The organism is Blastococcus saxobsidens (assembly GCF_002938435.1).
GTDB lineage: Bacteria > Actinomycetota > Actinomycetes > Mycobacteriales > Geodermatophilaceae > Blastococcus > Blastococcus saxobsidens.
Genome location: NZ_POQT01000002.1, coordinates 1 through 22879 on the forward strand (window position 1 = coordinate 1; position 22879 = coordinate 22879).

Consider the following 22879-nt stretch of genomic DNA (forward strand, 5'->3'; position numbering starts at 1 on the left):
CACCGGGCACGGGCGGCAGCCCCGGCTGGGCACCGGGCACGGGCGGCAGCCCCGGCGGGGAAGCCGGGCCGGCACCCGGAACGGGCGGGAGCCCGGGCTGGGCGCTCGGCGGAGCGGTCGAGGGACGTGCCGCCCCGGGCACCGGGGGCAGCCCGGCCCGCACGGCGAGGCCGTCGTCGCCGCGTGGCGGGGTGGTGCGCGACGGCCCTGTGCGCGCAGCGGTGCGCCGGGCAAGGGCCTCCCGCTCCGAGAGCTGCCGCTCATGGGCCCCTGGTTCCGGGGCCGGCTCCGCGGTCCGGCGGGCGGCCCGCCGACGGCCGACCCCCTCGCCCTGGCGGGCCAGCAGCTGCTCGACGGTCACCGGCTCGGCGGCGCCTCCCCTGGCGGAGTGTCCGCGCCGGGTGCGCGCGGGGAGGCCGCGAGCGTCCCCACCGTCCCGCGTCGGCTGATCCCCCACAGGTGTCGACACCTTCTCGTCGTCCGCACGTACGTGTCCCGTCGACCCACGATACGGACAATCGGCCACGGGCCACGCCGACGCGCGGCAGCCCGGTGGACCCGATGGGAGCAACCGAATGGTGGCCGATCGGCGCGGTGCGTAGCGTCGGCCGGGTGCGCCTGCCCTCCGTACCCGGCCCGGCCGACGTCCTCGCGCTGGTGGGAGGCGTCCGGGAGGGGATGACCGACGCGCTCGCACTGGTCCCCCGGGCCGCCGCCGTCCTCGGCCGGGTGGAGGAGCTCCTCGACCGCGTGTCGGGCGTGGTCGGCCGGGTGGACTCGCTCGTCGACCGTGCCGACGACGCCATCGAACGGGTCGGCCGGACCCGGCAGAAGGCCGACGACGCCATCGAACGGGTCGGCCAGACCCAGCAGAAGGCCGACGACGCCATCGAACGGGTCAGCCAGACCCAGCAGAAGGCCGACGACGCCATCGAACGGGTCAGCCAGACCCAGCAGAAGGCCGACGACGCCATCGAACGGGTCAGCCAGACCCAGCAGAAGGCCGACGACGCCATCGAACGGGTCAGCCAGACCCAGCAGAAGGCCGACGACGCCATCGAACGGGTCAGCCAGACCCAGCAGAAGGCCGACGACGCCATCGAACGGGTCAGCCAGACCCAGCAGAAGGCCGACGACGCCATCGAACGGGTCAGCCAGACCCAGCAGAAGGCCGACGACGCCATCGAACGGGTCGGGGACACGACTGGCGCAGCCGACGCGCTGCTGGGCCGCGCCGACGGGCTGGTCGGCCGGGTGGAGCCGCTGCTGGCCGACTACGAGCCGGCGCTGACCGCCATGGCTCCGGGGGTCCGGCGGCTGGCGGCGTCGTTCGACCCCGGCGAGGTCGATGCGCTCATCACCCTGATCGACCGGTTACCGCGGCTGCTGACGCACCTCGACGAGGACATCCTGCCGGTGCTGGAGACGCTGGCGACCGTCGGCACCGACGTGCACGACCTCGTGGACACCGTGCAGGACATGCGTCAGATCGTGAAGGGCTTCCCGGGGTCCCGCCTGTTCCGGCGGCGGGGCGCCGAGGAGATCGCCGAGGACGAGGCGCGGGAGAACGCCGGCTCGTGAGCCGGCGCCCTCCCGTCCCGGCCCCGTCCAGAGGCTCGCCCCCGAGCGTGCGAGGGGGTGAGGAGGACGGGGTCCTCTTACTCGGTCGGGTAGCCCAGCGCGCGGACGACGTCACCGATCCGCTCGAACGTCTCGCCCTCCGGCAGCCGCCGCAGCTCGGCCACCACGGCGTCGGGCGCCCGGTGGTCCAGCGCTGCCTCGACCAGGTCGGGGCCGGTGCTCGGGAAGTCGGCGCGGTCCAGCCAGCGGGCCAGCTCGGCGCGCACGGCGACGGCGTCCTCGGTCATGCCGACGGGGACGCCACCGATGAGCGTCCCGGCCGGGTCGGCGTCGATGTCCGGCTCGCCCTCGGCGACCGGCTCCACCTCGCGCCACTCGTGCGACCGCGTGGCCCGCTCGGCCTTGAGCATGCCCTGCACCTCATGCTCGAGCTCCTCGTCGAGGCGCGGGTTGTGCTTGGTGCTGCGCGAGGACGCTCCGGCGAAGTCGTCCGCTGACTCGGTCACGGTGTCTCCCTGTGTGTCTGGCCCGGGACCCCGGGCACGGTGGATCAGTCCTCGTGCAGGGCGTCGGGCTTGTGCACGGCGGTCCGGCCGCTCTTGTCGCTGCGGACCTCGTACTGCGGGTCGTCCTTGCTCGCCCGCACGGTGCGCCCGGAAGCCTCGGTGTCGGACGTGATCTTCCGTTCCACCGTGCCCTCGGCCTTGGAGCCGTGGCTGTTCCAGGTGACGTGGTCACCCTTCTTCAGGTCGTCGGCCATGCCTCTCCCCCACTCGTGGACGATGCTGCTCGTGCCCTGCCCCCGGCGGGCCGCGGGCACACATCCACGTGCCGGGACCGACGGCACACCTACGCTGGAGCGACGTGACCTCTCCTGACGGCGCCGTCTTCACCGACGGCCTGCGACCGGCCGACGTCCTCACCGTCGTCGCGGTCACCGACGTGACCCCCTCGGTGCGCCGGGTGACCCTCTCCGGCGAGCCCACCGCCGTCGCCGCGGCCGGGCCGACGGTGAACCTGCTGGTGCCACGGGTGGAGGACCCCGACCCGGAGTGGCCGCACATCCAGCGGGACGGGCGGATCGTCTGGCCGCAGGGCAGCCACGGCGTCGCCCTGCGCAGCTACACCGCCCGCCGGCAGGACCCCGCCGCGGGGGAGGTGGACATCGACTTCGTGCTGCACGGCGACGGCCCGGCCGCGGCGTGGGCCGCCGCCGCGCGGCCGGGTGCGCGTCTCGCCGTCGCCGGGGCGGCGTCGCTGGCGGAACGACCGGCCCGGTGGATGCTGCTGGCCGGTGACGAGACGGCGCTGCCGGCGATCAGCCGGCTCCTCGCGGCCGCGGCGCCGGAGACCGTCGGTGTCGCCTTCCTGGAGGTGGCCGGGCCGGAGGAGGAGCAGCAGCTGGCGGCTCCCGCGGGGATCGAGCTGCACTGGCTGCACCGCGGCCCCACCGCGCCGGGCCACAGCACGCTGCTGGTGGACGCCGTCGCCGCGCTGGACCGGCCGCAGGGTGACGACCTCTTCGCCTGGGTCGGGGCGGAGTCGGCCACCGTGCGGGCGATCCGGGCCGACCTGCGCGCGCGCTGGGGCCTGGGGCGGGCGCAGCACCACGCCATCGGCTACTGGCGACTCGGGCGGGCGATGGGCGGCTCATGACTCCCGACCCCGCTTCCACACGTCCCGCGGGAGTGGGTGGCGCGAGCGGCGGGGCTCCCAGACCATTCACAGGTAGCGTCCAGGGCCGGCGCAGCCGGGCGCCCGATCCTCGGGCCATGACGACCGCACCCGCGCACGCGACCGGAGGAGCCGTGTCAGGCAACCAGCCCACGGGGGGCAGCACGCCCGAGGCCCGCCTGCTCGTGGTGGACGACGAGCCCAACATCCGCGAGCTGCTGTCGGCCAGCCTCCGGTACGCCGGCTTCGAGGTCGCCACGGCCGCCGACGGTCAGCAGGCGCTGTCCATGGCCGCGTCGTTCCGGCCCGACCTGCTGGTGCTCGACGTGATGATGCCCGGCCTGGACGGGTTCGCCGTCGTCCGGCGGCTGCGGGAGTCCGGCCGGCACACCCCCGTGCTGTTCCTCACCGCCCGCGACGCGGCGGAGGACAAGGTCTCCGGGCTGACCCTGGGCGGGGACGACTACGTCACCAAGCCGTTCAGCCTCGACGAGGTGGTCGCCCGCATCCGGGCCGTGCTGCGCCGGACCGCGGGCATGCAACGCGCCGCCGACGCCCCCCGGCTGACCTTCGCCGACATCGAACTCGACGAGGAGACCCACGAGGTCATCAAGGCCGGCGAGGTGATCGGCCTGTCGCCGACGGAGTTCAAGCTGCTGCGCTACCTCATGGCCAACGCCGGCCGGGTGCTGTCGAAGGCGCAGATCCTCGACCATGTCTGGAACTACGACTTCAACGGCGAGGCCAACGTCGTCGAGTCCTACATCTCCTACCTGCGCCGCAAGATCGACACGACCGAGCCCCGCCTGCTGCAGACCATCCGCGGCGTCGGCTACACGCTCCGGCTGCCCCGCGGGACATGACCACCGCACCTCCCGGCTCCCGGCGCGCGCGGGTCCCCCTGCGGGTCACGCTCGTCGCCCTGCTCGTCGCCCTCGTCCCCCTCGCCCTGCTGGCGACGGGCGTTGCGGCGACGTCGCTGCTGCGCTCGTTCCTGACCGAGCAGCAGGACAGCCAGCTGCGCGCCACGGCCGACTCGCTGTCCAAGCAGCGGCTGGCGCTGCTGCACCAGTGCACCGTGGGCGGGCCGGCCTACCCGGCGACCGACTACATCGCCTGCCTGCCGCCGGACGGCTCGCAGCTGGTCGTGCTGGCCGGACCGGTCGGCGACGAGGCGGAGCGCCCCGACCTCGACCGGGTGGCCGACCGGATCGCCGACGGCGGCCTCGGTGGCGGCCCGGGGGGCCCGGGACCGGGGGACGACGAGGACGGCGCAGCCGACGAACCGCCGGCGCCGCGCATGTTCACCGTGCCCGCGGAGAACCACGGCACGTCCTGGCGGGTGGCGGCCGTCGAGCTGCCCGACGGGTACACGGCCCTGCTCGCCCGCGACCTGCGCGGCGACGAGCGGGTGATGGGACGCCTGGTGGCGATCCAGGTCGTCGTCGGGTTCATCGTGCTGGCCCTGCTCGGCGTGGCCGGCTACGCGCTCGTGCGCAACAGCCTGCGCCCGCTGGCCGAGGTGGAGCACACCGCCCGGGCGATCGCCGCCGGTGACCTCTCCCGGCGGGTGCCCGAGGGCGACGAGCGGACCGAGGTCGGCCGGCTGTCGGCCGCGCTCAACGGGATGCTCGCCCGCATCGAGAGCGCCTTCCGCGCCCAGCAGTCATCCGAGGAGCAGGCCCGCGGGTCCGAGCAGCGGATGCGGCGGTTCGTCGCCGACGCCAGCCACGAGCTGCGCACCCCGCTGACCTCGATCCGCGGGTTCGCCGAGCTGTACCGCCAGGGAGCCGTGCGGTCGGAGGAGGACGTCGCCCGGCTGATGCAGCGGATCGAGGCGGAGGGCGGCCGGATGGGGCTGCTCGTGGAGGACCTGCTGCTGCTGGCCCGCATGGACCAGCAGCGCCCGCTGTCCATGGCACCGGTCGATCTGGCCGCGGTGGCCGGTGACGCCGTCCACGACGCCCGCGCCGTCCAGCCCGACCGGCCGATCAGCCTGCACCTGGACGAGTCCCTCACCGAGGTCCCCGTGGTGCTCGGCGACGAGAGCCGGCTGCGCCAGGTGGTGGGCAACCTGGTGACCAACGCCCTGACCCACACCCCGCCGGGCACCCGCGTCCTGGTCTCGGTGTCCGCGGCACCCGACGACCCCGGCGTCCTGCTGCTGCGGGTCGCCGACGAGGGGCCTGGCATGGCGCCGGCGGACGCCGAGCGGGCGTTCGAGCGGTTCTACCGGGCGGACGCCTCCCGCACCCGGGCCGCCGGTGGCACGGGCCTGGGGTTGTCGATCGTCAGCTCGCTCGCCGCCGCGCACGGTGGCTCGGCGTCGCTGGAGACGGCTCCGGGGGCCGGGCTCGCCGTCACCGTCCGCCTCCCCCGTCGCGGGCCGGCCGGGGGTCCCGCGCCGCCGTCCTGAACGGGCTTGCGACGATCTGCCGGTGACGACGACCGACGATCCCCGGGACACCGGCGCCCCCTACGACGCCGAGCTGATGGCGGCGTCCACGGATCTGGGTGCCGCGCTGCGGGAGCTGATCGAGGCCTCGGTGGTCAGCACGGTGCCGGCGGAGGAGATCGCTGCCGCCGCCGACCTGGTGCGCCGGGCCACCGCCCGCGTCGGGGAGTCCCGGCGGGCCGCCGCCCAGCTGCCCGCCCTGGACGACCCCTCCGTGGGCCGCCGCGTGTTCAACCCGGTGGTCGGCATCGGCAACGCGATCGCCCCGCCGCTGCTGGTGCGGCGCGAGGAGGGTGGCGTCGTCGCCGAGATCACCCTCGGGGTCGCCTACGAGGGTCCGCCCAGCTACGTGCACGGCGGCATGAGCGCGCTGTTCATGGACCAGCTGCTCGGCAGCGCGGCCGGCGCGGCAGGCCTGTGGGGCATGACCGCCCACCTCGAGCTGGACTACCGCGGGCCGCTGCCGCTGCAGACGCCGCTGGTGCTGCGGGCGTGGGTGGACAGCAACGAGGGGCGCAAGTCGGTCATCGCCGGCACCATCGCGCTCGCCGCCGAGCCGGACCGCCCGCTGGTGGAGGCGCGGGGCATCTTCGTCATGCCGCGGCCGGAGAAGGTGCAGGCCTACTTCGGGGCGATCACCGACGCCGCCGGCAAGCACACCCCGCCGCGCCGGCCGGGCGACGCCACGTCGGTGCAGTGGAGCTGAGCTCCGACGTCGCCGTCGCCGCCCGCGCGGCACGGGCGGCAGCCGAGGCGCTGCTCCCGTTGCGGGCGACCGGGCGGACCGGCCGCGAACTCGGCGACGCCGGGGATGCGGCGGGCCAGCGCGCGATCGCCGGCGTGCTCGCCGCCGAGCGCCCCGACGACGTCGTGTTCAGCGAGGAGGCCGTCGACGACCCCCGGCGGCTCACCGCCGAGCGGGTGTGGATCGTCGACCCCCTCGACGGCACCCGCGAGTACTCCGATCCCGCCCGCGACGACTGGGCGGTGCACGTGGCGCTCTGGTCCGCCGGGGACCTGGTCGCGGCCGCCGTCGCGCTGCCCGCGCTCGGCGAGGTGCACGTCACCGACCCCGCGCCGGTGCCGACGGCCCGCCCGGACGGACCGGTCCGGATCGCCGTCAGCCGCACCCGCCCGCCCGCCGAGGCGCGGGCGGTGGCCTCGGCTCTGGACGGCGAGCTGGTGCCCCTGGGCTCGGCCGGGTACAAGACGCTGGCCGTCGTCCGCGGGGAGGTGGACGCCTACGTGCACTCCGGCGGCATGTACCAGTGGGACTCCGCCGCACCGGTCGCGATCGCCCACGCGGCCGGTCTGGTGACCCGCCGGCTGGACGGCTCCCCACTGGTCTACAACGCCGCCGATCCGTACCTGCCCGACCTGGTCGTGGCCCGCCCCGAGCTGGCCGACCGGGTGCTGGCTGCGGTGCGCGCGGGGCGATAGCGGACACTGGAGGGGAATCCGCACCAGGTCGATCGGGTTGCGCCAGACGCCGACCCGATACCCCGAGTCTTGGAGCATGCCCGCGTGACGACCCCCGACTACCGGCTCAGCCAGCTGGAGACGCTGGAGGCCGAGTCCATCCACGTCATCCGCGAGGTGGTCGCGGAGCTCGAGCGGCCGGTGCTGCTCTTCTCCGGCGGCAAGGACTCCATCGTGATGCTGGAGCTGGCCCGCAAAGCCTTCGCCCCGGCCCGCATCCCGTTCCCGGTGATGCACGTGGACACGGGCCTGAACTTCCCCGAGGTGCTGGAGTTCCGCGACAAGCGGGTCGCCGAGCTGGGCGTGCAGCTGGTCGTGGCCTCGGTGCCCGACGCGATCGCCCGCGGCACGGTGAAGGAGGAGCCCAACGGCTCCCGCAACCGCATCCAGACGCCAGTGCTGCTCGACGCGGTGGAGGAGCACGGCTTCACCGCGCTCTTCGGCGGCGCCCGGCGGGACGAGGACAAGGCCCGGGCCAAGGAGCGGGTGTTCTCCTTCCGCGACGAGTTCGGCCAGTGGGACCCGAAGAACCAGCGCCCCGAGATCTGGGACCTCTACAACGGCCGGATCCACCTCGGTGAGTCCATCCGCGTGTTCCCGCTGTCCAACTGGACCGAGCTCGACATCTGGCAGTACATCGCCCGCGAGCAGATCGCCATCCCCTCGCTGTACCTGGCGCAGGAGCGCGCCGTCGTCGAGCGGCAGGGGATGCTCTACGCGGTCAACGAGTTCATCACCCCCCGCGAGGGCGAGCAGGTGCGCCGGGAGTGGGTCCGCTACCGCACCGTCGGCGACGCCAACCTGACCGCCGCGGTGGCCTCCCGGGCCACGGACGTCGAAGAGGTCATCGCCGAGATCGCGGTGACCCGGATGACCGAGCGCGGCGCCACCCGCGGCGACGACAAGGTCAGCGACGCCGCCATGGAGGACCGGAAGAAGGAGGGCTACTTCTGATGCCCGCCCTTCCGGCGACGGCGCCAGCGGGTCAGCAGCACCCAGGTCACGACGCCGAGCAGCGCCAGACCGGTGGTCCAGCCCACCACCTCCGGCGCCCGCCTGCCCTCCGCGCCCAGCACGTCGCAGATCCACGCGGTCACCGCGTAGCCGATCACGTAACCCAGGACGACGACCAGCAGCGCGGGCGCCGCCAGGGCGAACACGAACACGCACTGCCTCCTCGGGGCCTCCGCTCCAGCGTCCGCGCCGCCGCCGTCCTTCGCCAGGAGAACTCCCGATGAACCCCGTCGACGTGCACTCGGCCGCCGCCGCGCAGGCCCACGACATCGCCGTCGCCCGCAAGGACATCCTGCGGATCGCCACCGCCGGCTCGGTCGACGACGGCAAGAGCACCCTGATCGGCCGGCTGCTCTACGACAGCAAGGCCGTCTTCGAGGACCAGTACGAGGCCGTGGAGCGCGCCAGCAAGGGCGACTTCGTCGACCTCGCGCTGCTCACCGACGGGCTGCGCGCCGAGCGCGAGCAGGGCATCACCATCGACGTCGCCTACCGGTACTTCGCGACGCCGCGGCGCACGTTCATCCTCGCCGACACCCCGGGCCACGTGCAGTACACGCGCAACATGGTGACCGGCGCCTCCACCGCCGACCTCGCGATCGTGCTGGTCGACGCCCGCAAGGGCATGCTCGAGCAGAGCCGCCGGCACGCCTTCCTCGCCTCGCTGCTGCGCGTGCCGCACATCGTCGTCGCGGTGAACAAGATGGACCTGGTCGACTGGTCGGAGGCCACCTTCGAGGCCATCCGCGACGAGTTCAGCGCCTTCGCCGCGAAGCTCGACGTCCCCGACCTCACCGTCGTCCCGATCTCGGCGCTGCACGGCGACAACGTCGTCCGCCGTTCGGAGCACACGCCCTGGTACCAGGGCCCCTCCCTGCTGCACCACCTCGAGAACGTGCACGTGGCCAGCGACCGGAACCTGGTCGACGCCCGGTTCCCCGTGCAGTACGTGATCCGCCCCCAGTCCGACGCCCACCACGACTACCGCGGCTACGCGGGCACCGTGGCCAGCGGCGTGCTGCGCCCGGGCGACGAGGTGCAGGTGCTGCCCAGCGGGCTGACCACCACGGTGGCGGGCATCGAAGGGCCGCGCGGCCCGGTCGAGGAGGCGTTCGCACCGATGTCGGTGACGGTGCGGCTGGCCGACGACCTCGACGTCTCCCGCGGAGACCTCATCTGCCGCCCGACGAACGCGCCACACGTCACGCAGGACCTCGACGCCCTGGTGTGCTGGATGACCGACGAGCCGCTCCGGCCGCGGCAGCGGCTGGCGATCAAGCACACCACCCGCACGGTGCGGGCCATGGTCAAGGACCTGCACTACCGGCTGGACGTCAACACGTTGCACCGCGACCTGGAAGCCGGGGAACTCGGGCTCAACGACATCGGCCGGGTGAAGCTGCGCACCACCCAGCCGCTGTTCGTCGACGAGTACGTACGCAACCGGGTGACCGGCCGGTTCATCATCATCGACGAGGCGACCAACGCCACGGTCGGCGCCGGGATGCTCGTCCCCGGCTCCTGAGGCCCGCTCCGGGGCCGCGGGGGCTCCTCCCTCACGGTTGCGGGTCCTCCCTCACGGTCGACGACGAGGGAGGACCCGGAACGATCAGGTCACCTGGTCGTCAGCGGGCAGGCGGCCGACAGCCCGTGCCGGACTGCGGTGCGGCCGGACGCCGCAGTCCGTCAGCGTGGCCCCGAGGCACAGCACCGCCCCCGTCCGTGGTGCGGGACGGGGGCGGTGCAGAGCTGGTCCGGCCGGTCAGGCCTTGTCGGTCGGCGCGGGGGCGGCGCCCGGGTCGCCGTCCCAGTCCTTGCCGGCGACGTCGGCGTTCTCCGACGCGCTGTCGGTCTGCCCCGCGACGGTCTCGATCATCTCCTCGTCGGAGACGCCCTCACCGGCCGCGTGCGTGTTCTGCTCGCTCATCGCGCACTTCCTTCCTCTGGCTCGCTGCTGCCCTGAGCCCTCCCCGCTCCGGACGTGCGGCAAACCAGCGGTGGGTCACAGGCGCCGGAGACGTCCCAGCTGTGAAGGAAGTCGGCGACTTCCACCGTTCGAGGCGGCCGAAGGTCATGGGGTCTCAGAGGCGGGCGGGGCGCAGTTCGAACCAGACCCGCTTGCCGTCCCGGTGGTCCTCGCAGCCCCAGCGGTCGGCGAGGACCTCGACCATGCGCAGGCCGCGCCCCCGCACGCTCTCGGGGTCGGAGGCCTGCACCGCGGGCCGGGTCGGCGAGCAGTCGACGACGGCCAGCCGCAGCCAGTCCTCGGAGTAGGACGCCTCGAGCGTGAGGCACGACGTGCCACCGACGTGGTCCACCACGTTGGCCACCAGTTCCGTCACGAGCAGAGCGGCGTCGTCGTGGTCCTGGCGCGCGTCCCACCCCTGCAGCAGCTGACGCACGAGCCGACGAGCCACCGGAACGCTCGCGGCGATCGGCGGCAGGTCGATGCTGGCGGTGAGCGTGGACATGCTGACTTCCGTTTCTGCCGGTGGGCTGGGGGAGCGGCCTGGTGCCCGGTCTCTTCTCTTATCGGCAGGAGCAGCACCGACCTGTAAACCGGTTGCGCGCAACTATCCCGACAGCGAGGACATGACGCAACCCCTATTGCATGCCATGGGCATTGCATGCAACGGCCATTGCGCTACTGTCATACGCGTCCCAGCCCGACAGCACCAGAGAGGAGCAGCCGTGAGCGCCCCCCAGCCCGCAGGCGACGACGCGGCGACCCGCGCGCTCGTGGAGCTCATCGACCGGATCGACCGCTCCGTGGAGGAGCTGCAGCGCGCCCGGACGCGCGCCGGCCGGCTGCTGGAGGAGCGCGCGGCCGGCCGGCCCTGGCTGGAGCTGGTGACGACGGCTTCGCGGCCCCTCGTGGTGGAGAGCATCTCCACCGTCCTCTCGGCGCTGGCGACCGCCGGGCACACGTGGCGCCGCGAGGAGGCCGCCGCCCTGCAACGCGAGAACGTGAGCATCAACCGGATCGCGGCGCTGTTCGGGGTCACCCGGCAGCGGATCTCCGCCCTGCTGAAGGAGACCAGGACCGGCACCCCGGCCCCCTGAGATGCCGTCCCGGGTCCCCGAGGGGCCGGCGGACGGGGCCCTCCCTCAGGCCAGCAGCGCGTCGATCGCCTTGACGATCCGCTGCTCGGACACCGGGCGCGGGGTACCCACTGCCTGGGCGAACAGCGACACTCGGAGCTCCTCGAGCATCCAGCGCACACGGACCACCGGGTCGTCGGGCCCGCCGGTCGTCGGCACCTCGCGCCGGAGCTGCTCGTAGTCGGCGGTCACGGCGGCCACCTGCTGCATCCAGAGCTCGTCGCGGACCGCGTTGGCGGGCAGCTTCTCCAGCCGGTGGGCCATCCCCCTGAGGTAGCGCACCAGGTCGGGCAGCCGGCGTCGCCCGGTGGCCGCCACGAAGCCCCGGTGCAGCAGACCGGTCATCTGCCGGCGCAGGTCGGCCACCGCCGCCTCCGGCACCCGGCGGCCGGGAGCGGCACCGATGGCCACGGCGACCTCCCGGGCCTGACCCAGGACCGCCTCGACCTTCTGCACGACGTCGACGGTCAGCCGGTGCAGGTCGGTGCGGGCGGCGGCGACGAGCGCGGCGAACGCCTCGCCGTCCCGCGGGGGGCCGCCGGCGGCCGCGACCAGCTCGTCGGCCGCGGCGTCGACGCAGTCGGCGACCAGATCCGGGATCTCGCCGTCCGGGTTGAACTGCAGGGCGAGCCGGGCACGCGGGCCGAGCGACTTCACCACCTGCTTGGCCGGCGACCCGGCGACCAGCACGAGCAGCCGCCGCGCACCCAGCCAGGACAACCGGCGGGCCTCGGCCTGCGTCGGCACGACCCGCACGCCGACCGTCGCGCCCTCGTCGACCAGTGCGGGGTACGCGGTGACGACGTGCGCACCGCGCTGGACCTCCACCGACGGCGGCAGCGTCCCGAACTCCCACGACGTCAGACCGGTGCGCTCGAGGTCCGAGGCGGCGCGGGCCAGGCTCACCCGGGCCTGCGGGGCGACCTGCGCCTTGAGGGCGGCGAGGTCCTTGCCGGTGGCCAGCGTGCGCTGCTGGTCGTCGAGCACCCGGAACGTGGCGCGCAGGTGACCGGGGACCTGCTCGGGGTGCCACGCGTCGAGCGGGATGGTCACCGCGACAGCGCGACGGAGCTCCCGCTCCAGGGCGGGCAGCAGCGGCTCACCCGGATCGATCCGGGGCAGCACCTCGCGCACCCGGTCCGGGATCGGCACCAGGGCGCGGCGCAGCTGCTTGGGCAGGGTGCGCAGCAGCGCGGTGACCAGCTCCTCGCGCAGCCCGGGCACCGTGAACGCCAGCGACTCCCCCGACGTCCGGTCCGCCACGGTGTCCAGCACACCGAGCGGGACGTCGACGGTGACGCCGTCCTCGGCCGAGCCGGGTGCGAACGCGTAGGACAGCGGCAGGGTCAGGCCCTGCGTCAGCGCGACCTCGTCGGGGAAGTCCTCGACCCGCACGTCGGCGGCCGCCGCCGCGTTGGTGAGCATCTCGGGCGTGAAGGTCAGCAGGTCCGGCTGCTCGTGCCGGACGCGCTTCCACCACCTGTCGAAGTGCCGGGCGGAGACGACGTCGGCCGGGACGCGGGCGTCGTAGAGCTCGAACAGGGTCTCCTCGTCGACGCCGATGTCGCGGCGGCGGGCGCGTTCCTCCAGCTCGGCGACCCGCTCGAGCGCCCGCTGGTTGTCGGCCCAGAACCGGTGGTGCGTCGTCCACTCGCCCAGCACCAGGGCGTGCCGGATGAACAGCTCCCGCGAGACCACCGGGTCGATGGAGCCGTACTGCACCCGGCGGCCGACCACCAGCGGCAGCCCGTAGAGCGTGACCCGCTCGGTGGCGACGACGGAGCCGCGCTTGGCGTCCCAGCGCGGCTCGGAGTACTGGCGCTTGACCAGGTGGTCGGCGAGCTTCTCCACCGTCTCCGGGTCGATCCGGGCGACCGTGCGGGCGAACAACCGGCTGGTCTCGACCAGCTCGGCGGCCACGACCCAGCGCGGCGGCTTCTTCGCCAGCGGGGTGCCGGGGGCGAGCACGAACCGGGTGTTCCGCGTGCCGAGGTACTCGCGGCCGGGGCGGCCGGGCTTCCCGTCCCGGCCCTTCACCGGCTCCGCCTGCATGCCGACATGGCTCAGCAGGCCGGCGAGCAGGGCGGCGGTGATGCCCCGCTCGTCCGGCTCGGCCGCCGGTTCCCCGACGGTCATGCCCAGGCGCCGGGCGGTGCCGCGCAGCTGACCGTGCAGGTCCTGCCACTCGCGGATGCGCAGGTAGTGCAGGAACTCCCGCTTCACCGTGCGGCGGAACTGATTGCCGCTCAACGCCTCCTGCTGCTCCCCCAGGTAGCGCCACAGGTTCAGCAACGCGAGGAAGTCGGAGTTCTCGTCGGCGAACCGGGCGTGCAGCTGGTCGGCCTCCTGCTGGTGCTCGGCCGGGCGCTCGCGCGGGTCCTGGATGGTCAGACCCGCGGCGATCACGAGCACCTCGTCCAGGACGCCGCGCCCGTCCGCCTCGACCACCATGCGGGCCATGCGCGGGTCCAGCGGCAGCGCCGCCAGCGCCCGGCCGGTCGCGGTCAGCTTCCCGTGCTCGTCCAGCGCGTGCAGCTCCTCGAGCAGCGCCAGACCGTCGGCGACCGCCCGGCGGTCCGGCGGGTCGATGAACGGGAAGTGCTCCACCTCGCCCAGGTCCAGGGCGACCATCTGCAGCAGCACCGAGGCCAGGTTGGTGCGCAGGATCTCCGGGTCGGTGAACTCCGGCCGGCCGAGGTAGTCGTCCTCGGTGTAGAGCCGGATCGCGATCCCGTTCGAGGTGCGGCCGCAGCGGCCCGAGCGCTGGCGGGCCGAGGCCTGGCTGATCGGCTCGATCGGCAGCCGCTGCACCTTGGTGCGATGGCTGTAGCGGGAGATCCGCGCCGTCCCCGGATCGATCACGTAGCGGATCCCCGGCACGGTCAGCGAGGTCTCCGCGACGTTGGTCGACAGCACGATCCGCCGTCCGGTGTGCGGGGCGAAGACCTTGTGCTGCTCGGCCGCCGAGAGCCGGCTGTAGAGCGGCACGATCTCGGTGTTCGGCAGGGAGCGCTCGGCCAGCGCGTCCTGGGTGTCGCGGATCTCCCGCTCGCCGGCGAGGAAGACCAGGATGTCCCCCGGCCCCTCGGCGACCAGCTCGTCGACGGCGTCGAGGATCGCGGTGACCTGGTCGCGGTCGGGGTCGGCGTCCTCGTCGTCCGGATCGACGACCGGGCGGTGGCGGACCTCCACCGGGTAGGTGCGCCCGCTGACCTCCACGACCGGCGCGTCCCCGAAGTGCTTCGCGACCCGCGCCACGTCGATCGTCGCGGACGTGATGACGAGCTTCAGGTCCGGCCGGCGCGGGAGCAGCTGGGCCAGGTAGCCCAGCAGGAAGTCGATGTTGAGGCTCCGCTCGTGGGCCTCGTCCAGGATGATCGTGTCGTACTGGCGCAGCAGCCGGTCGTGGGCGATCTCGGCCAGCAGCACGCCATCGGTCATGAGCTTGACCAGCGTCGAATCCGAGACCTGGTCGGTGAAGCGCATCTTGAAGCCGACGACCTCGCCCAGCGGGGTCTGCAGCTCCTCGGCGATCCGCTCCGCCACGCTGCGAGCCGCGATCCGGCGGGGCTGGGTGTGCCCGATCCGGCCCCGGACGCCGCGGCCGAGCTCCAGGGCGATCTTGGGCAGCTGCGTGGTCTTGCCCGACCCGGTCTCCCCGGCGACGACGACCACCTGGGAATCGCGGAGGGCTGCGGAGATGTCGTCCCGGCGGCCGCTGACCGGCAGCTCCTCCGGATAGCCGACCACCGGGACCGCGGCGCGACGGCGGGCGATCCGCTCCTCGGCGGCCACGACATCGGCGACGAGTTCCTCCCGCTGCCGGTCGCGCGCCTGGGGATCACGGGTGCGCCGCAGCCCGTCGAGCCGCCGGCGGAGCCGGTGCTCGTCGAGCAGCGTGAGCTGCGACAGCCGGGACCGCAGGTCGTCGGGCGGTGCGGTCACGGTGGTTCCCGTGCTCCTCTCCGGTCCGGCGGCGTCACCGCCGACGGGTGACCCCCTCCAGCATCGCACCGTCTCCCGGGCGTGCGGGACGGCACGGGAGAACAGATGCATGAGCCCTGCAACAAGGTGTAGCGTGCACTCAGTTCTCCCGCCGCGCACCCGAGGAGCTCCGTGACCGACAGCCCCACCGACGGCGCCCTCGGCGACCCTGGCATCGGCGCCCTGGGTGAGCAGCTGCCCCGCTTCATGCGGCTCATGCACGGCCTGAAGAACCAGCACGCCGCCGAGGGCGGCCGCGACCGCGCCGCCCACGTGCTGCTCTTCCCGCTGTGCCGCCTCGGCCCGCTGCGCCAGGGGGCGCTGGCCGACCTGGTGCACGCCGACCCCTCGACCGTCAGCCGGCACGTGACCCTGCTCGTGGAGCAGGGGCTGGTCCGCCGCGCCGCCGACGAGTCCGACGGCCGGGCCAGCAACCTCGTCCTCACCGATGCGGGCCACGCCCAGCTCGACCGGCTCCGCGTCGAGCGCGAGGCCTACCTGCGCCAGGTGACCGCCGACTGGACCGAGGAGGAGCTGCAGACCTTCACGGCGCTCTTCGCGCGGTTGCTCGACGGGATCGCCGCCACCCTGCCCTCCGATCCCATGTCCACGCCTCCCCACCGGACGGTGCCCGCATGACCTCCACCCGTACGACCTCCGCAGAACGCAGGGGCGCCCGTGCGGCCGCCGCGGCGCCCGGCGCCGACGGCGTCTTCTCCCACCGGCAGATCGTGACGATCCTGGTCGGCCTGATGGTGGCGATGTTCCTCGCCGCGCTGGACCAGACCGTGGTCTCCACCGCGATCAGGACCATTGCCGACGACCTGCAGGGCTACGACCTGCAGGCCTGGGCGACGACCGCGTTCCTGATCACCTCGACGATCTCCACGCCGCTGTACGGGAAGCTGTCGGACATCTACGGCCGCCGGCCGTTCTACCTCTTCGCGATCGCGATCTTCATCCTCGGCTCGGCGCTGTGCGGCCTGGCCGACACGATGTACCAGCTGGCGGCGTTTCGCGCGGTGCAGGGCATCGGCGCCGGCGGCCTCATGTCGCTGGCCCTGGCGATCATCGGCGACATCGTGCCGCCGCGGGAGCGCTCGCGGTACCAGGGCTACTTCATGGCGGTGTTCGGCACCTCCAGCGTGCTCGGCCCGGTCATCGGCGGGTTCTTCGCCGGCCAGGACTCGATCCTCGGCCTCGACGGCTGGCGCTGGATCTTCTGGATCAACGTGCCCCTCGGCGTGCTCGCCTTCGCCGCCGTCTGGCGGGTGCTGCACCTCCCGCACGAGCGCCGCGAGCACCGCATCGACTGGCCCGGTGCGCTGACGCTGATCACGTTCCTCGTACCGCTGCTGGTCGTCGCCGAGCAGGGCCGCATCTGGGGCTGGACCGACGCCCGCTCGATCACCTGCTACGCCATCGGCGCCGTGGGCTTCCTGCTGTTCGTCCTGGCCGAGCGCGCCTACGGCGACGACGCCCTGCTGCCCCTGCGACTGTTCGCCAACCGCAGCTTCGCCGTCAGCGGGATCGGCTCGATCGTCATGGGCGCCGGCATGTTCGGCGGCCTCCTCCTGCTGCCGCAGTACCTGCAGATCGTGCACGGCTCCAGCGCCACCGTCGCCGGGCTGCAGATGATCCCGCTGGTCGCCGGCATCATGACCGGCGCGATGAGCTCGGGCATCGCGATCTCGAAGACCGGCAGGTACAAGGTGTTCCCGCTCGTCGGCATTGCGCTGATGGTGGTGGCGCTGCTGTCGATGTCGTTCGTCGTCGGGGCCGACACCTCGATCTGGGCGATCGTGCCGTTCATGGTGATGCTGGGCCTGGGGCTCGGCTTCAACTTCCAGCCCGTGATCCTCGCGGTGCAGAACGCCGTCTCGCCGCGGGAAATGGGCGTGGCCACCTCCTCGGTCACCTTCTTCCGCCAGATGGGCGGCACGATCGGCACCGCGGCATTCCTGTCGGTCCTCTTCACCCGGCTCCCGCAGGACATCGACGACGCCGTCCAGGAGTCGGTGCGGGCGAACCCGGAGCTGGCCCCGCAGTTCCAGCAGCTCGGTGCCGGCACCGGGGGCAGCCTCGACGACACCTCCTTCATCCAGGAGCTGCCCGCCGCCCTGGCCGAGCCGTTCAAGGTCGGGTTCTCGAACTCGATCGACCTGGTGTTCCTCATCGCCGCCTGCGTGGTGGCCGTCGGGTTCTTCGTGTTCCTGTTCCTCCCTCAGCTGGCGCTGAGCACCAAGTCCGGCATCCAGGCGCGGCAGGGCGACGCGGCGGGCACGGCGACCACCGACCAGGACGACGCCGGGGAGCAGGCGGTCCAGGCCGCGGGCGCCGCGGCCCCGACGTCCACCGCGCCCCCGGTCGGCCGCCCGGGTGACGCCCCGCACTGACCGCCTCCTCCGTGATGATCAGGTCGCCTGATCGTTCCGGGTCCTCCCTCGTGGTCGACCGTGAGGGAGGACCCGCAACGGTGAGGGAGGACGTCGCCCGGTCGGCGCTACGAGGACGGCGACGTCGCCGGTGCCGGCTCGGCCTACTGTGAGATGGCTCCCGTCCGCCGTCCGGAGGTTCCCGTGCCGTCGTCGTCGCTGATCCTGTCCCGCCGTGACCTGGACTTCCTGCTGCACGAGTGGCTCGAGGTCGAGTCGCTGACCAAGCGGCCCCGGTTCGCCGAGCACTCCCGCGAGACCTTCGACGCGGTGATGGACCTGGCGCAGCAGATCGCCACCGACCACTTCGCGCCGCACAACCGCACGGCAGACGAGAACGAGCCGCACATGGTCGACGGCAAGGCCGTGCTCATCCCCGAGGTCGCCAAGGCCCTCAAGGTGTTCACCGACGCGGGGTTGATGGCCGGCTCCTTCGACGAGGAGTACGGCGGCATGCAGCTGCCGCACACCGTCGGGCAGGCGGTGTTCGCCTGGTTCAAGGCGGCCAACGTCGGGACGTCGGCCTACCCGTTCCTCACGATGGGCAACGCCCGCCTGCTGCTCGCCCACGGCAGCCAGGAGCAGATCGACACCTTCGTGCGGCCGGAGCTCGAGGGCCGCTGGTTCGGCACCATGGCGCTGTCGGAGCCGCAGGCCGGCTCCTCGCTGGCCGACATCACCACCAAGGCGGTGCCGCAGGACGACGGCACCTACCGGCTCAGCGGCAACAAGATGTGGATCTCCGGCGGCGACCACGAGCTGACCGAGAACATCGTCCACCTGGTCCTGGCCAAGATCCCCGGCGGGCCGCCCGGGACGAAGGGCATCTCGCTGTTCATCGTGCCGAAGTTCCTGGTCGACGAGGACGGGTCGCTGGGCGAGCGCAACGACGTCGTCCTGGCCGGCCTGAACCACAAGATGGGCTACCGGGGGACGACGAACACGCTGCTGAACTTCGGCGAGGGCGTGCACACCCCCGGCGGACGGCCCGGCGCGGTCGGCTACCTCGTGGGCGAGGAGCACCGCGGCCTGACCTACATGTTCCACATGATGAACGAGGCCCGGATCGGCGTCGGCGTCGGCGCGACGGTGCTCGGCTACACCGGTTACCTGCACGCGCTGGAGTACGCGCGCACCCGCACCCAGGGCAGGCCCGCGGCGGGCAAGACCACGGCATCGAAAGACGCGACCTCGCCGATGGTGCCGATCATCGAGCACACCGACGTTCGCCGGATGCTGCTGGCCGCCAAGTCCTACGCCGAGGGCGGCATGGCGCTGGGCCTGTACTGCGCCCGGTTGGTCGACGAGGAGCAGACGGCCGAGGACGAGGCCGACCGCACCCGCGCCCACCTGCTGCTGGACATGCTCACCCCGGTGGCGAAGGCCTGGCCCTCCCAGTGGGGGCTGGTCGCCAACGACCTGGCGATCCAGGTGCACGGCGGCTACGGGTACACCCGCGACTACCCGGTCGAGCAGTTCTACCGGGACAACCGGCTCAACCCGATCCACGAGGGCACCCAGGGCATCCAGTCGCTGGACCTGCTGGGCCGCAAGGTCGTGATGCAGGGCGGCGCCGGCCTGCAGCTGCTCGGCGAGACGATCGGCGCGACGACCGCGCGGGCCGCGGGCACGGAGTGGGCCGGCTTCGCCGCCGACCTGGACGCCGCCGTAGCCCGGATGGGTGCCGTCACCGCCGCCCTGTGGGGCACCGGCGACCCGGACGTCGCGCTGGCCAACTCGCACGTGTACCTGGAGGCCGCCGGGCACATCGTCGTCGCCTGGCTGTGGCTGGAGCAGGCGCTGGCCTGCGAGGGCGCGACGACCGACTTCCACGAGGGCAAGCGGGCCGCGGCCCGCTACTTCTGGCGGTGGGAGCTCCCCCGCACCCGCGGCTGGTTCGACCTGCTGGAGTCCCTCGACCGCACGGTGCTGGACACCCCGCCCACGGTGCTCTGAGCGACCCGGACAGCACGGCGCCCCGCCCCTCCCGAGGGAGGAACGGGGCGCCGTCGCGTTCGGTGCGTTACGTCAAGCGCGCGCAGCCTCCGGGGCGGTCGAGCGCCCCGCGGAGGCGCGGGTCGCGCGCTGCTCCTGCTCGTAACGGGCGGTGGACTGCGTGCCCATCGCGATGACCAGGGCCGTCAGGACCAGGAACCCCAGCAGGGCCACGGCCGGCCACATCATCATCAGTTCTCCCTACATGCTGTTCCAAGCGCCGCCGGGTCAGGACCGGGCGGTACGTCGTCGGGGCACTCTGTCCCCCGTTCACAGCCGTCTCAACCGTCAATTCCGACACATCACCTGACGGAGTGTGAGCGGAACCACAGCAGGCGGCGCCACAGCCGCCCCGCTCCGGGCCCGGAGGGGGCGTGGTCTGATCGATGCGTGTCCGACCCCACAGCCGCAGCCCGTCCGGCGGTGCTGGTCGTCGCACTCTCCCTCGGCGTCACCACCCTGTCGCTGCTGCAGAGCCTCGTCGTGCCGGCGCTCGGCCGGATCGAGGAGCAGCTCGACGTCTCGGCCGGTGCGGCCGGCTGGGTGCTGACCGCCAACCTCCTCGCCGCCGCCGTCTTCACGCCCCTGCTGGGCCGCCTGGGCGACCTGCGCGGGGCCCGGCCGGTGATCCTCGGCATCCTGGTGGCGATCTCGGCCGGCACGCTGCTGGCCATCGTCACCGAATCGCTACCGCTGCTGCTGGTGGCCCGGGTCCTGCAGGGCGCGTCCTACGGGCTCTTCCCCCTGTCGATCAGCGTGCTCCGCCGCGAGCTGCCCGAACGCCGGCTCAGCGTGGCCATGGCCGTCGTCAGCAGCACCCTGGCGGTGGGCGGCGTCGTGGGTCTGGTCACCACCGGCGTGCTGACCGGGGACGACGGCGACTACCGGGACGCCTTCTGGATCGGTCTCGGCGTCGCGCTGGTCACCCTCGCGCTCACCGCCTGGCTGCTGCCGCGCCGCCCGGTGACGACCACCGGGCGGGTCGACTGGTGGGGCGCGCTGGTGCTCGGCGCGGGCCTGGTCCTCCTGCTGCTCCCCGTCTCCCAGGGGCACCTGTGGGGCTGGTCGTCGGCCGCCACGCTCGGCTGCCTCGCGGGCTCGGTCGTCGTGCTGGCCGGCTGGGTCGTGCTGCAGCGGCGGGTGCCCGACCCGCTGGTGCGCCCCTCGATGCTCACCGACCGCCGCACCGTCGTCCCCAACGTCGCCGGTCTCATGACCGGCATCGCGCTGTTCGCCTCCTTCCTCGCCGTCCTGGGGTACGTGCAGGCACCCCCGGAGGTGACCGGCTACGGCTTCGGGGCCAGCGTGCTGGAGGCCGCGGTCGTCTACCTCCTGCCCGGCGGGATCGCGGGCATCGCCCTGGCCCCGTTCGCGGGCCGGTTGGTCAGCCGCCTCGGGGCGCTGCCCACGCTCGTGGCCGGTGCGGTCTTCGGCGTGGCCGGCTTCGGGCTGCTGGCCGGGCTGCGCGGCGAGCCGTGGCAGGTGATCCTCGCCGGGCTGCTCACGCAGGTGTCGGTCACCGTCGCCTACGCGGCGCTGCCCGCGCTGGTGGTCGACGCGGTCCGGGAGGACGAGACGGGGGTGGCCAACGCGGTGAACTCGATCGCCCGGTCGGTCGGCCAGGCGCTGGGCAGCACCGTCGCCGTCACCATCATCGCGGCCACGCTCGACCCGGGCACGGGCCTGCCGCGGGCGATCGCCTTCACCCTCGTGGCGCTGATCGGCGGCGCCGCGTCGGCCGTCGTCGTGGTGGTGGCCCTGCTGGGCATGCGCGGTGGCCGGCGTCCGGGACGGCAGCCCCGGGAGGGGGCGGAGGACGTCGACGCGGCCACCGCCGGGGGGCCCGAGTGGTCGCCGGTGTCAGGTCTGCGCTGAGTGTCGCCGAACCGTTACCGGCGCGTCCGGCATGGAACGCGATCGTCCGGGGAACCGAGGACAGGACCGCCCCTCGCCGACCGGAGGACTCTTCATGGCCCGAGCCACCGGCTCGTCCAGCCGCACCGCGGCGGACACCCGCTTCCAAGGCAACCACGCAGCGAACGACCCGGCCCCCGACGACGACAACGTCAGCGGCACCCGTTCGGACTTCGCGCCCACCGGCGCGGACCCGAAGCCGACCACCGGTGGCACGCTCAAGCGCACGGTCAAGGAGTTCAGCGAGGACAACCTCACCGACTGGGCCGCCGCGCTCACCTACTACGGCGTCCTCGCGCTGTTCCCCGCGCTGATCGCACTGACCTCGATCGTCGGCCTCTTCGCCACCCCCCAGCAGCTCAGCGACGCGCTGACCACCGTGGTCCCCGCGAGCGCCGCCGACACGCTGAACCCGGTGATCCAGCAGATCGCCGGCAACCAGAGCACCGCGGGCTTCGGCCTGATCATCGGTCTCGCCGCGGCGATCTGGTCGGCGTCGGGCTACGTGGGCGCCTTCACCCGCGCGGCCAACGTCGTCTACGAGACGCCCGAGGGCCGCAAGATCTGGAAGCTCAAGCCGCTCCAGCTGCTGGTGACCCTGATCGGCGTGCTGTTCGCCGCCATCATCGTCGCCCTGCTCGTGCTCAGCGGGCCGGTGGTCGACGCCATCGCCTCGGCGGTGGGCATCGGTGAGACCGGGCAGACCGTGTGGAGCGTCGCCAAGTGGCCGGTGATCCTGGTCCTCCTCGCCCTGATGATCGCCGTCCTGTACTACTCGACGCCGAACGTCAAGCTGCGCGGCTTCAAGTGGGTGAGCCCGGGCGCCGGCGTCGCCATCCTGGTCGCCGTGGTGGCCTCGGCCGCCTTCGCGTTCTACGTGGCCAACTTCAGCAGCTACAACGCCACCTACGGGGCCCTCGCCGGCGTCGTGATCTTCCTCATCTGGTTCTGGCTGATCAACGTCAGCCTGCTGTTCGGCATCGAGCTCGATGCCGAGATGGAGCGGACCAAGGAGCTGAAGGACGGCGTGCCGCGGGCGGACAAGGAGATCCAGCTCGACGCCCGCGCCGAGCCCAAGGACAAGCAGACGACCTAGCAGGACCGCTCCCCGTTCCCGGGGAGCCGAGTGCGACGAACTCGTGGCCATCGAACGCTGATGGCCACGAGTTCGTCGCTGTCGCGGGCGGACCGACCGCGGGTCAGCGGCTGGTCGGCTGGCCCCCCGGCGCGACAGCGGCACCCGCTC

At 73.3% G+C, this 22879-nt stretch carries 21 protein-coding genes and 1 pseudogene; 14 read left to right on the top strand and 8 right to left on the bottom strand.

Going from position 1 to position 22879, the window contains the following annotated elements:
- Window positions 1–361 (bottom strand): annotated as a pseudogene (locus C5507_RS22770) (LytR family transcriptional regulator); the annotation flags it as partial.
- Window positions 362–612: 251 nt separating this feature from the next.
- Here C5507_RS22770 and C5507_RS01325 point away from each other — a divergent pair.
- Window positions 613–1581 (top strand): alanine-zipper protein, encoded by a 969-nt coding sequence (locus tag C5507_RS01325; RefSeq protein ID WP_104526750.1) that lies wholly within the window; start codon window positions 613–615, stop codon window positions 1579–1581.
- A 77-nt stretch (window positions 1582–1658) separates the two neighbouring features.
- On the opposite strand, the gene C5507_RS01330 is transcribed toward C5507_RS01325, so the two are convergent.
- Complete coding sequence (locus C5507_RS01330) at window positions 1659–2087, bottom strand: DUF2795 domain-containing protein (protein ID WP_104526751.1); 429 nt, start codon at window positions 2085–2087, stop codon at window positions 1659–1661.
- Between the two features lie 44 nt (window positions 2088–2131).
- Complete coding sequence (locus C5507_RS01335) at window positions 2132–2341, bottom strand: hypervirulence associated TUDOR domain-containing protein (protein ID WP_104526752.1); 210 nt, start codon at window positions 2339–2341, stop codon at window positions 2132–2134.
- A 104-nt stretch (window positions 2342–2445) separates the two neighbouring features.
- Between C5507_RS01335 and C5507_RS01340 the strand changes: the two genes are divergently transcribed.
- From C5507_RS01340 to cysD, 6 genes are all read left to right on the top strand, one after another.
- On the top strand, window positions 2446–3237 hold the full coding sequence (locus tag C5507_RS01340; protein ID WP_104526753.1) for a siderophore-interacting protein: 792 nt from the start codon (window positions 2446–2448) through the stop codon (window positions 3235–3237).
- Window positions 3238–3353: 116 nt separating this feature from the next.
- Window positions 3354–4118: a response regulator transcription factor gene (locus tag C5507_RS01345; protein WP_242611186.1), complete on the top strand. Its 765-nt coding sequence runs from the start codon at window positions 3354–3356 to the stop codon at window positions 4116–4118.
- Complete coding sequence (locus tag C5507_RS01350) at window positions 4115–5671, top strand: sensor histidine kinase (protein WP_104526755.1); 1557 nt, start codon at window positions 4115–4117, stop codon at window positions 5669–5671. Before C5507_RS01345 ends, C5507_RS01350 begins: the two co-directional genes overlap by 4 nt.
- Window positions 5672–5693: 22 nt before the next feature.
- Complete coding sequence (locus C5507_RS01355; protein ID WP_242611187.1) at window positions 5694–6416, top strand: PaaI family thioesterase; 723 nt, start codon at window positions 5694–5696, stop codon at window positions 6414–6416.
- Window positions 6407–7150: an inositol monophosphatase family protein gene (locus C5507_RS01360; protein WP_242611188.1), complete on the top strand. Its 744-nt coding sequence runs from the start codon at window positions 6407–6409 to the stop codon at window positions 7148–7150. Before C5507_RS01355 ends, C5507_RS01360 begins: the two co-directional genes overlap by 10 nt.
- Window positions 7151–7234: 84 nt before the next feature.
- Complete coding sequence (gene cysD / locus C5507_RS01365; RefSeq protein ID WP_104526756.1) at window positions 7235–8143, top strand: sulfate adenylyltransferase subunit CysD; 909 nt, start codon at window positions 7235–7237, stop codon at window positions 8141–8143.
- On the opposite strand, the gene C5507_RS01370 is transcribed toward cysD, so the two are convergent.
- Window positions 8134–8355, bottom strand: coding sequence for a hypothetical protein (locus C5507_RS01370; RefSeq protein WP_104526757.1), 222 nt, complete (start codon window positions 8353–8355; stop codon window positions 8134–8136). The genes cysD and C5507_RS01370 overlap by 10 nt on opposite strands.
- 68 nt (window positions 8356–8423) lie before the next feature.
- Here C5507_RS01370 and C5507_RS01375 point away from each other — a divergent pair, with 68 nt between their 5' ends.
- Entirely contained in the window at window positions 8424–9728 is a 1305-nt protein-coding gene (locus C5507_RS01375; protein WP_242611189.1) for a sulfate adenylyltransferase subunit 1, read from the top strand.
- A 237-nt stretch (window positions 9729–9965) separates the two neighbouring features.
- On the opposite strand, the gene C5507_RS22580 is transcribed toward C5507_RS01375, so the two are convergent.
- Together C5507_RS22580 and C5507_RS01380 are read right to left on the bottom strand one after the other, a co-directional pair.
- A complete protein-coding gene (locus C5507_RS22580) occupies window positions 9966–10130 on the bottom strand; it encodes a hypothetical protein (protein WP_165400463.1) in 165 nt (54 codons plus the stop codon).
- Window positions 10131–10284: 154 nt separating this feature from the next.
- Complete coding sequence (locus tag C5507_RS01380; protein ID WP_104526758.1) at window positions 10285–10674, bottom strand: ATP-binding protein; 390 nt, start codon at window positions 10672–10674, stop codon at window positions 10285–10287.
- A 220-nt stretch (window positions 10675–10894) separates the two neighbouring features.
- On the opposite strand from C5507_RS01380, the gene C5507_RS01385 reads away from it, so the two are divergent.
- Window positions 10895–11266, top strand: a complete 372-nt coding sequence (locus C5507_RS01385) for a hypothetical protein (RefSeq protein ID WP_104526759.1) — start codon at window positions 10895–10897, stop codon at window positions 11264–11266.
- 45 nt (window positions 11267–11311) lie between these two features.
- Here the strand turns inward: C5507_RS01385 and hrpA are convergent, their stop codons facing one another.
- Window positions 11312–15250, bottom strand: coding sequence for an ATP-dependent RNA helicase HrpA (gene hrpA / locus C5507_RS01390; RefSeq protein WP_207225854.1), 3939 nt, complete (start codon window positions 15248–15250; stop codon window positions 11312–11314).
- A gap of 171 nt (window positions 15251–15421) precedes the next feature.
- Here hrpA and C5507_RS01395 point away from each other — a divergent pair, with 171 nt between their 5' ends.
- From C5507_RS01395 to C5507_RS01405, 3 genes are all read left to right on the top strand, one after another.
- Window positions 15422–15928 carry a MarR family winged helix-turn-helix transcriptional regulator gene (locus tag C5507_RS01395; RefSeq protein ID WP_242611190.1) on the top strand — a complete coding sequence of 169 codons (507 nt, stop codon included), beginning with the start codon at window positions 15422–15424 and terminating at the stop codon, window positions 15926–15928.
- Window positions 15925–17685 carry an MDR family MFS transporter gene (locus C5507_RS01400; RefSeq protein WP_104526761.1) on the top strand — a complete coding sequence of 587 codons (1761 nt, stop codon included), beginning with the start codon at window positions 15925–15927 and terminating at the stop codon, window positions 17683–17685. Before C5507_RS01395 ends, C5507_RS01400 begins: the two co-directional genes overlap by 4 nt.
- Window positions 17686–17868: 183 nt before the next feature.
- The gene (locus tag C5507_RS01405) at window positions 17869–19680 is read left to right on the top strand and encodes an acyl-CoA dehydrogenase (RefSeq protein WP_242611191.1); all 1812 of its coding nucleotides are present in this window, start codon (window positions 17869–17871) and stop codon (window positions 19678–19680) included.
- A 72-nt stretch (window positions 19681–19752) separates the two neighbouring features.
- Here C5507_RS01405 and C5507_RS22585 read toward each other — a convergent pair whose 3' ends face one another.
- A complete protein-coding gene (locus C5507_RS22585) occupies window positions 19753–19911 on the bottom strand; it encodes a hypothetical protein (RefSeq protein WP_165400464.1) in 159 nt (52 codons plus the stop codon).
- Between the two features lie 198 nt (window positions 19912–20109).
- Here C5507_RS22585 and C5507_RS01410 point away from each other — a divergent pair, with 198 nt between their 5' ends.
- Both C5507_RS01410 and C5507_RS01415 read left to right on the top strand, forming a co-directional pair.
- Complete coding sequence (locus tag C5507_RS01410; protein WP_104526763.1) at window positions 20110–21594, top strand: MFS transporter; 1485 nt, start codon at window positions 20110–20112, stop codon at window positions 21592–21594.
- Between the two features lie 94 nt (window positions 21595–21688).
- Window positions 21689–22729, top strand: coding sequence for a YihY/virulence factor BrkB family protein (locus C5507_RS01415; RefSeq protein ID WP_104526764.1), 1041 nt, complete (start codon window positions 21689–21691; stop codon window positions 22727–22729).
- The last annotated feature ends 150 nt before the right edge of the window (window positions 22730–22879 follow it).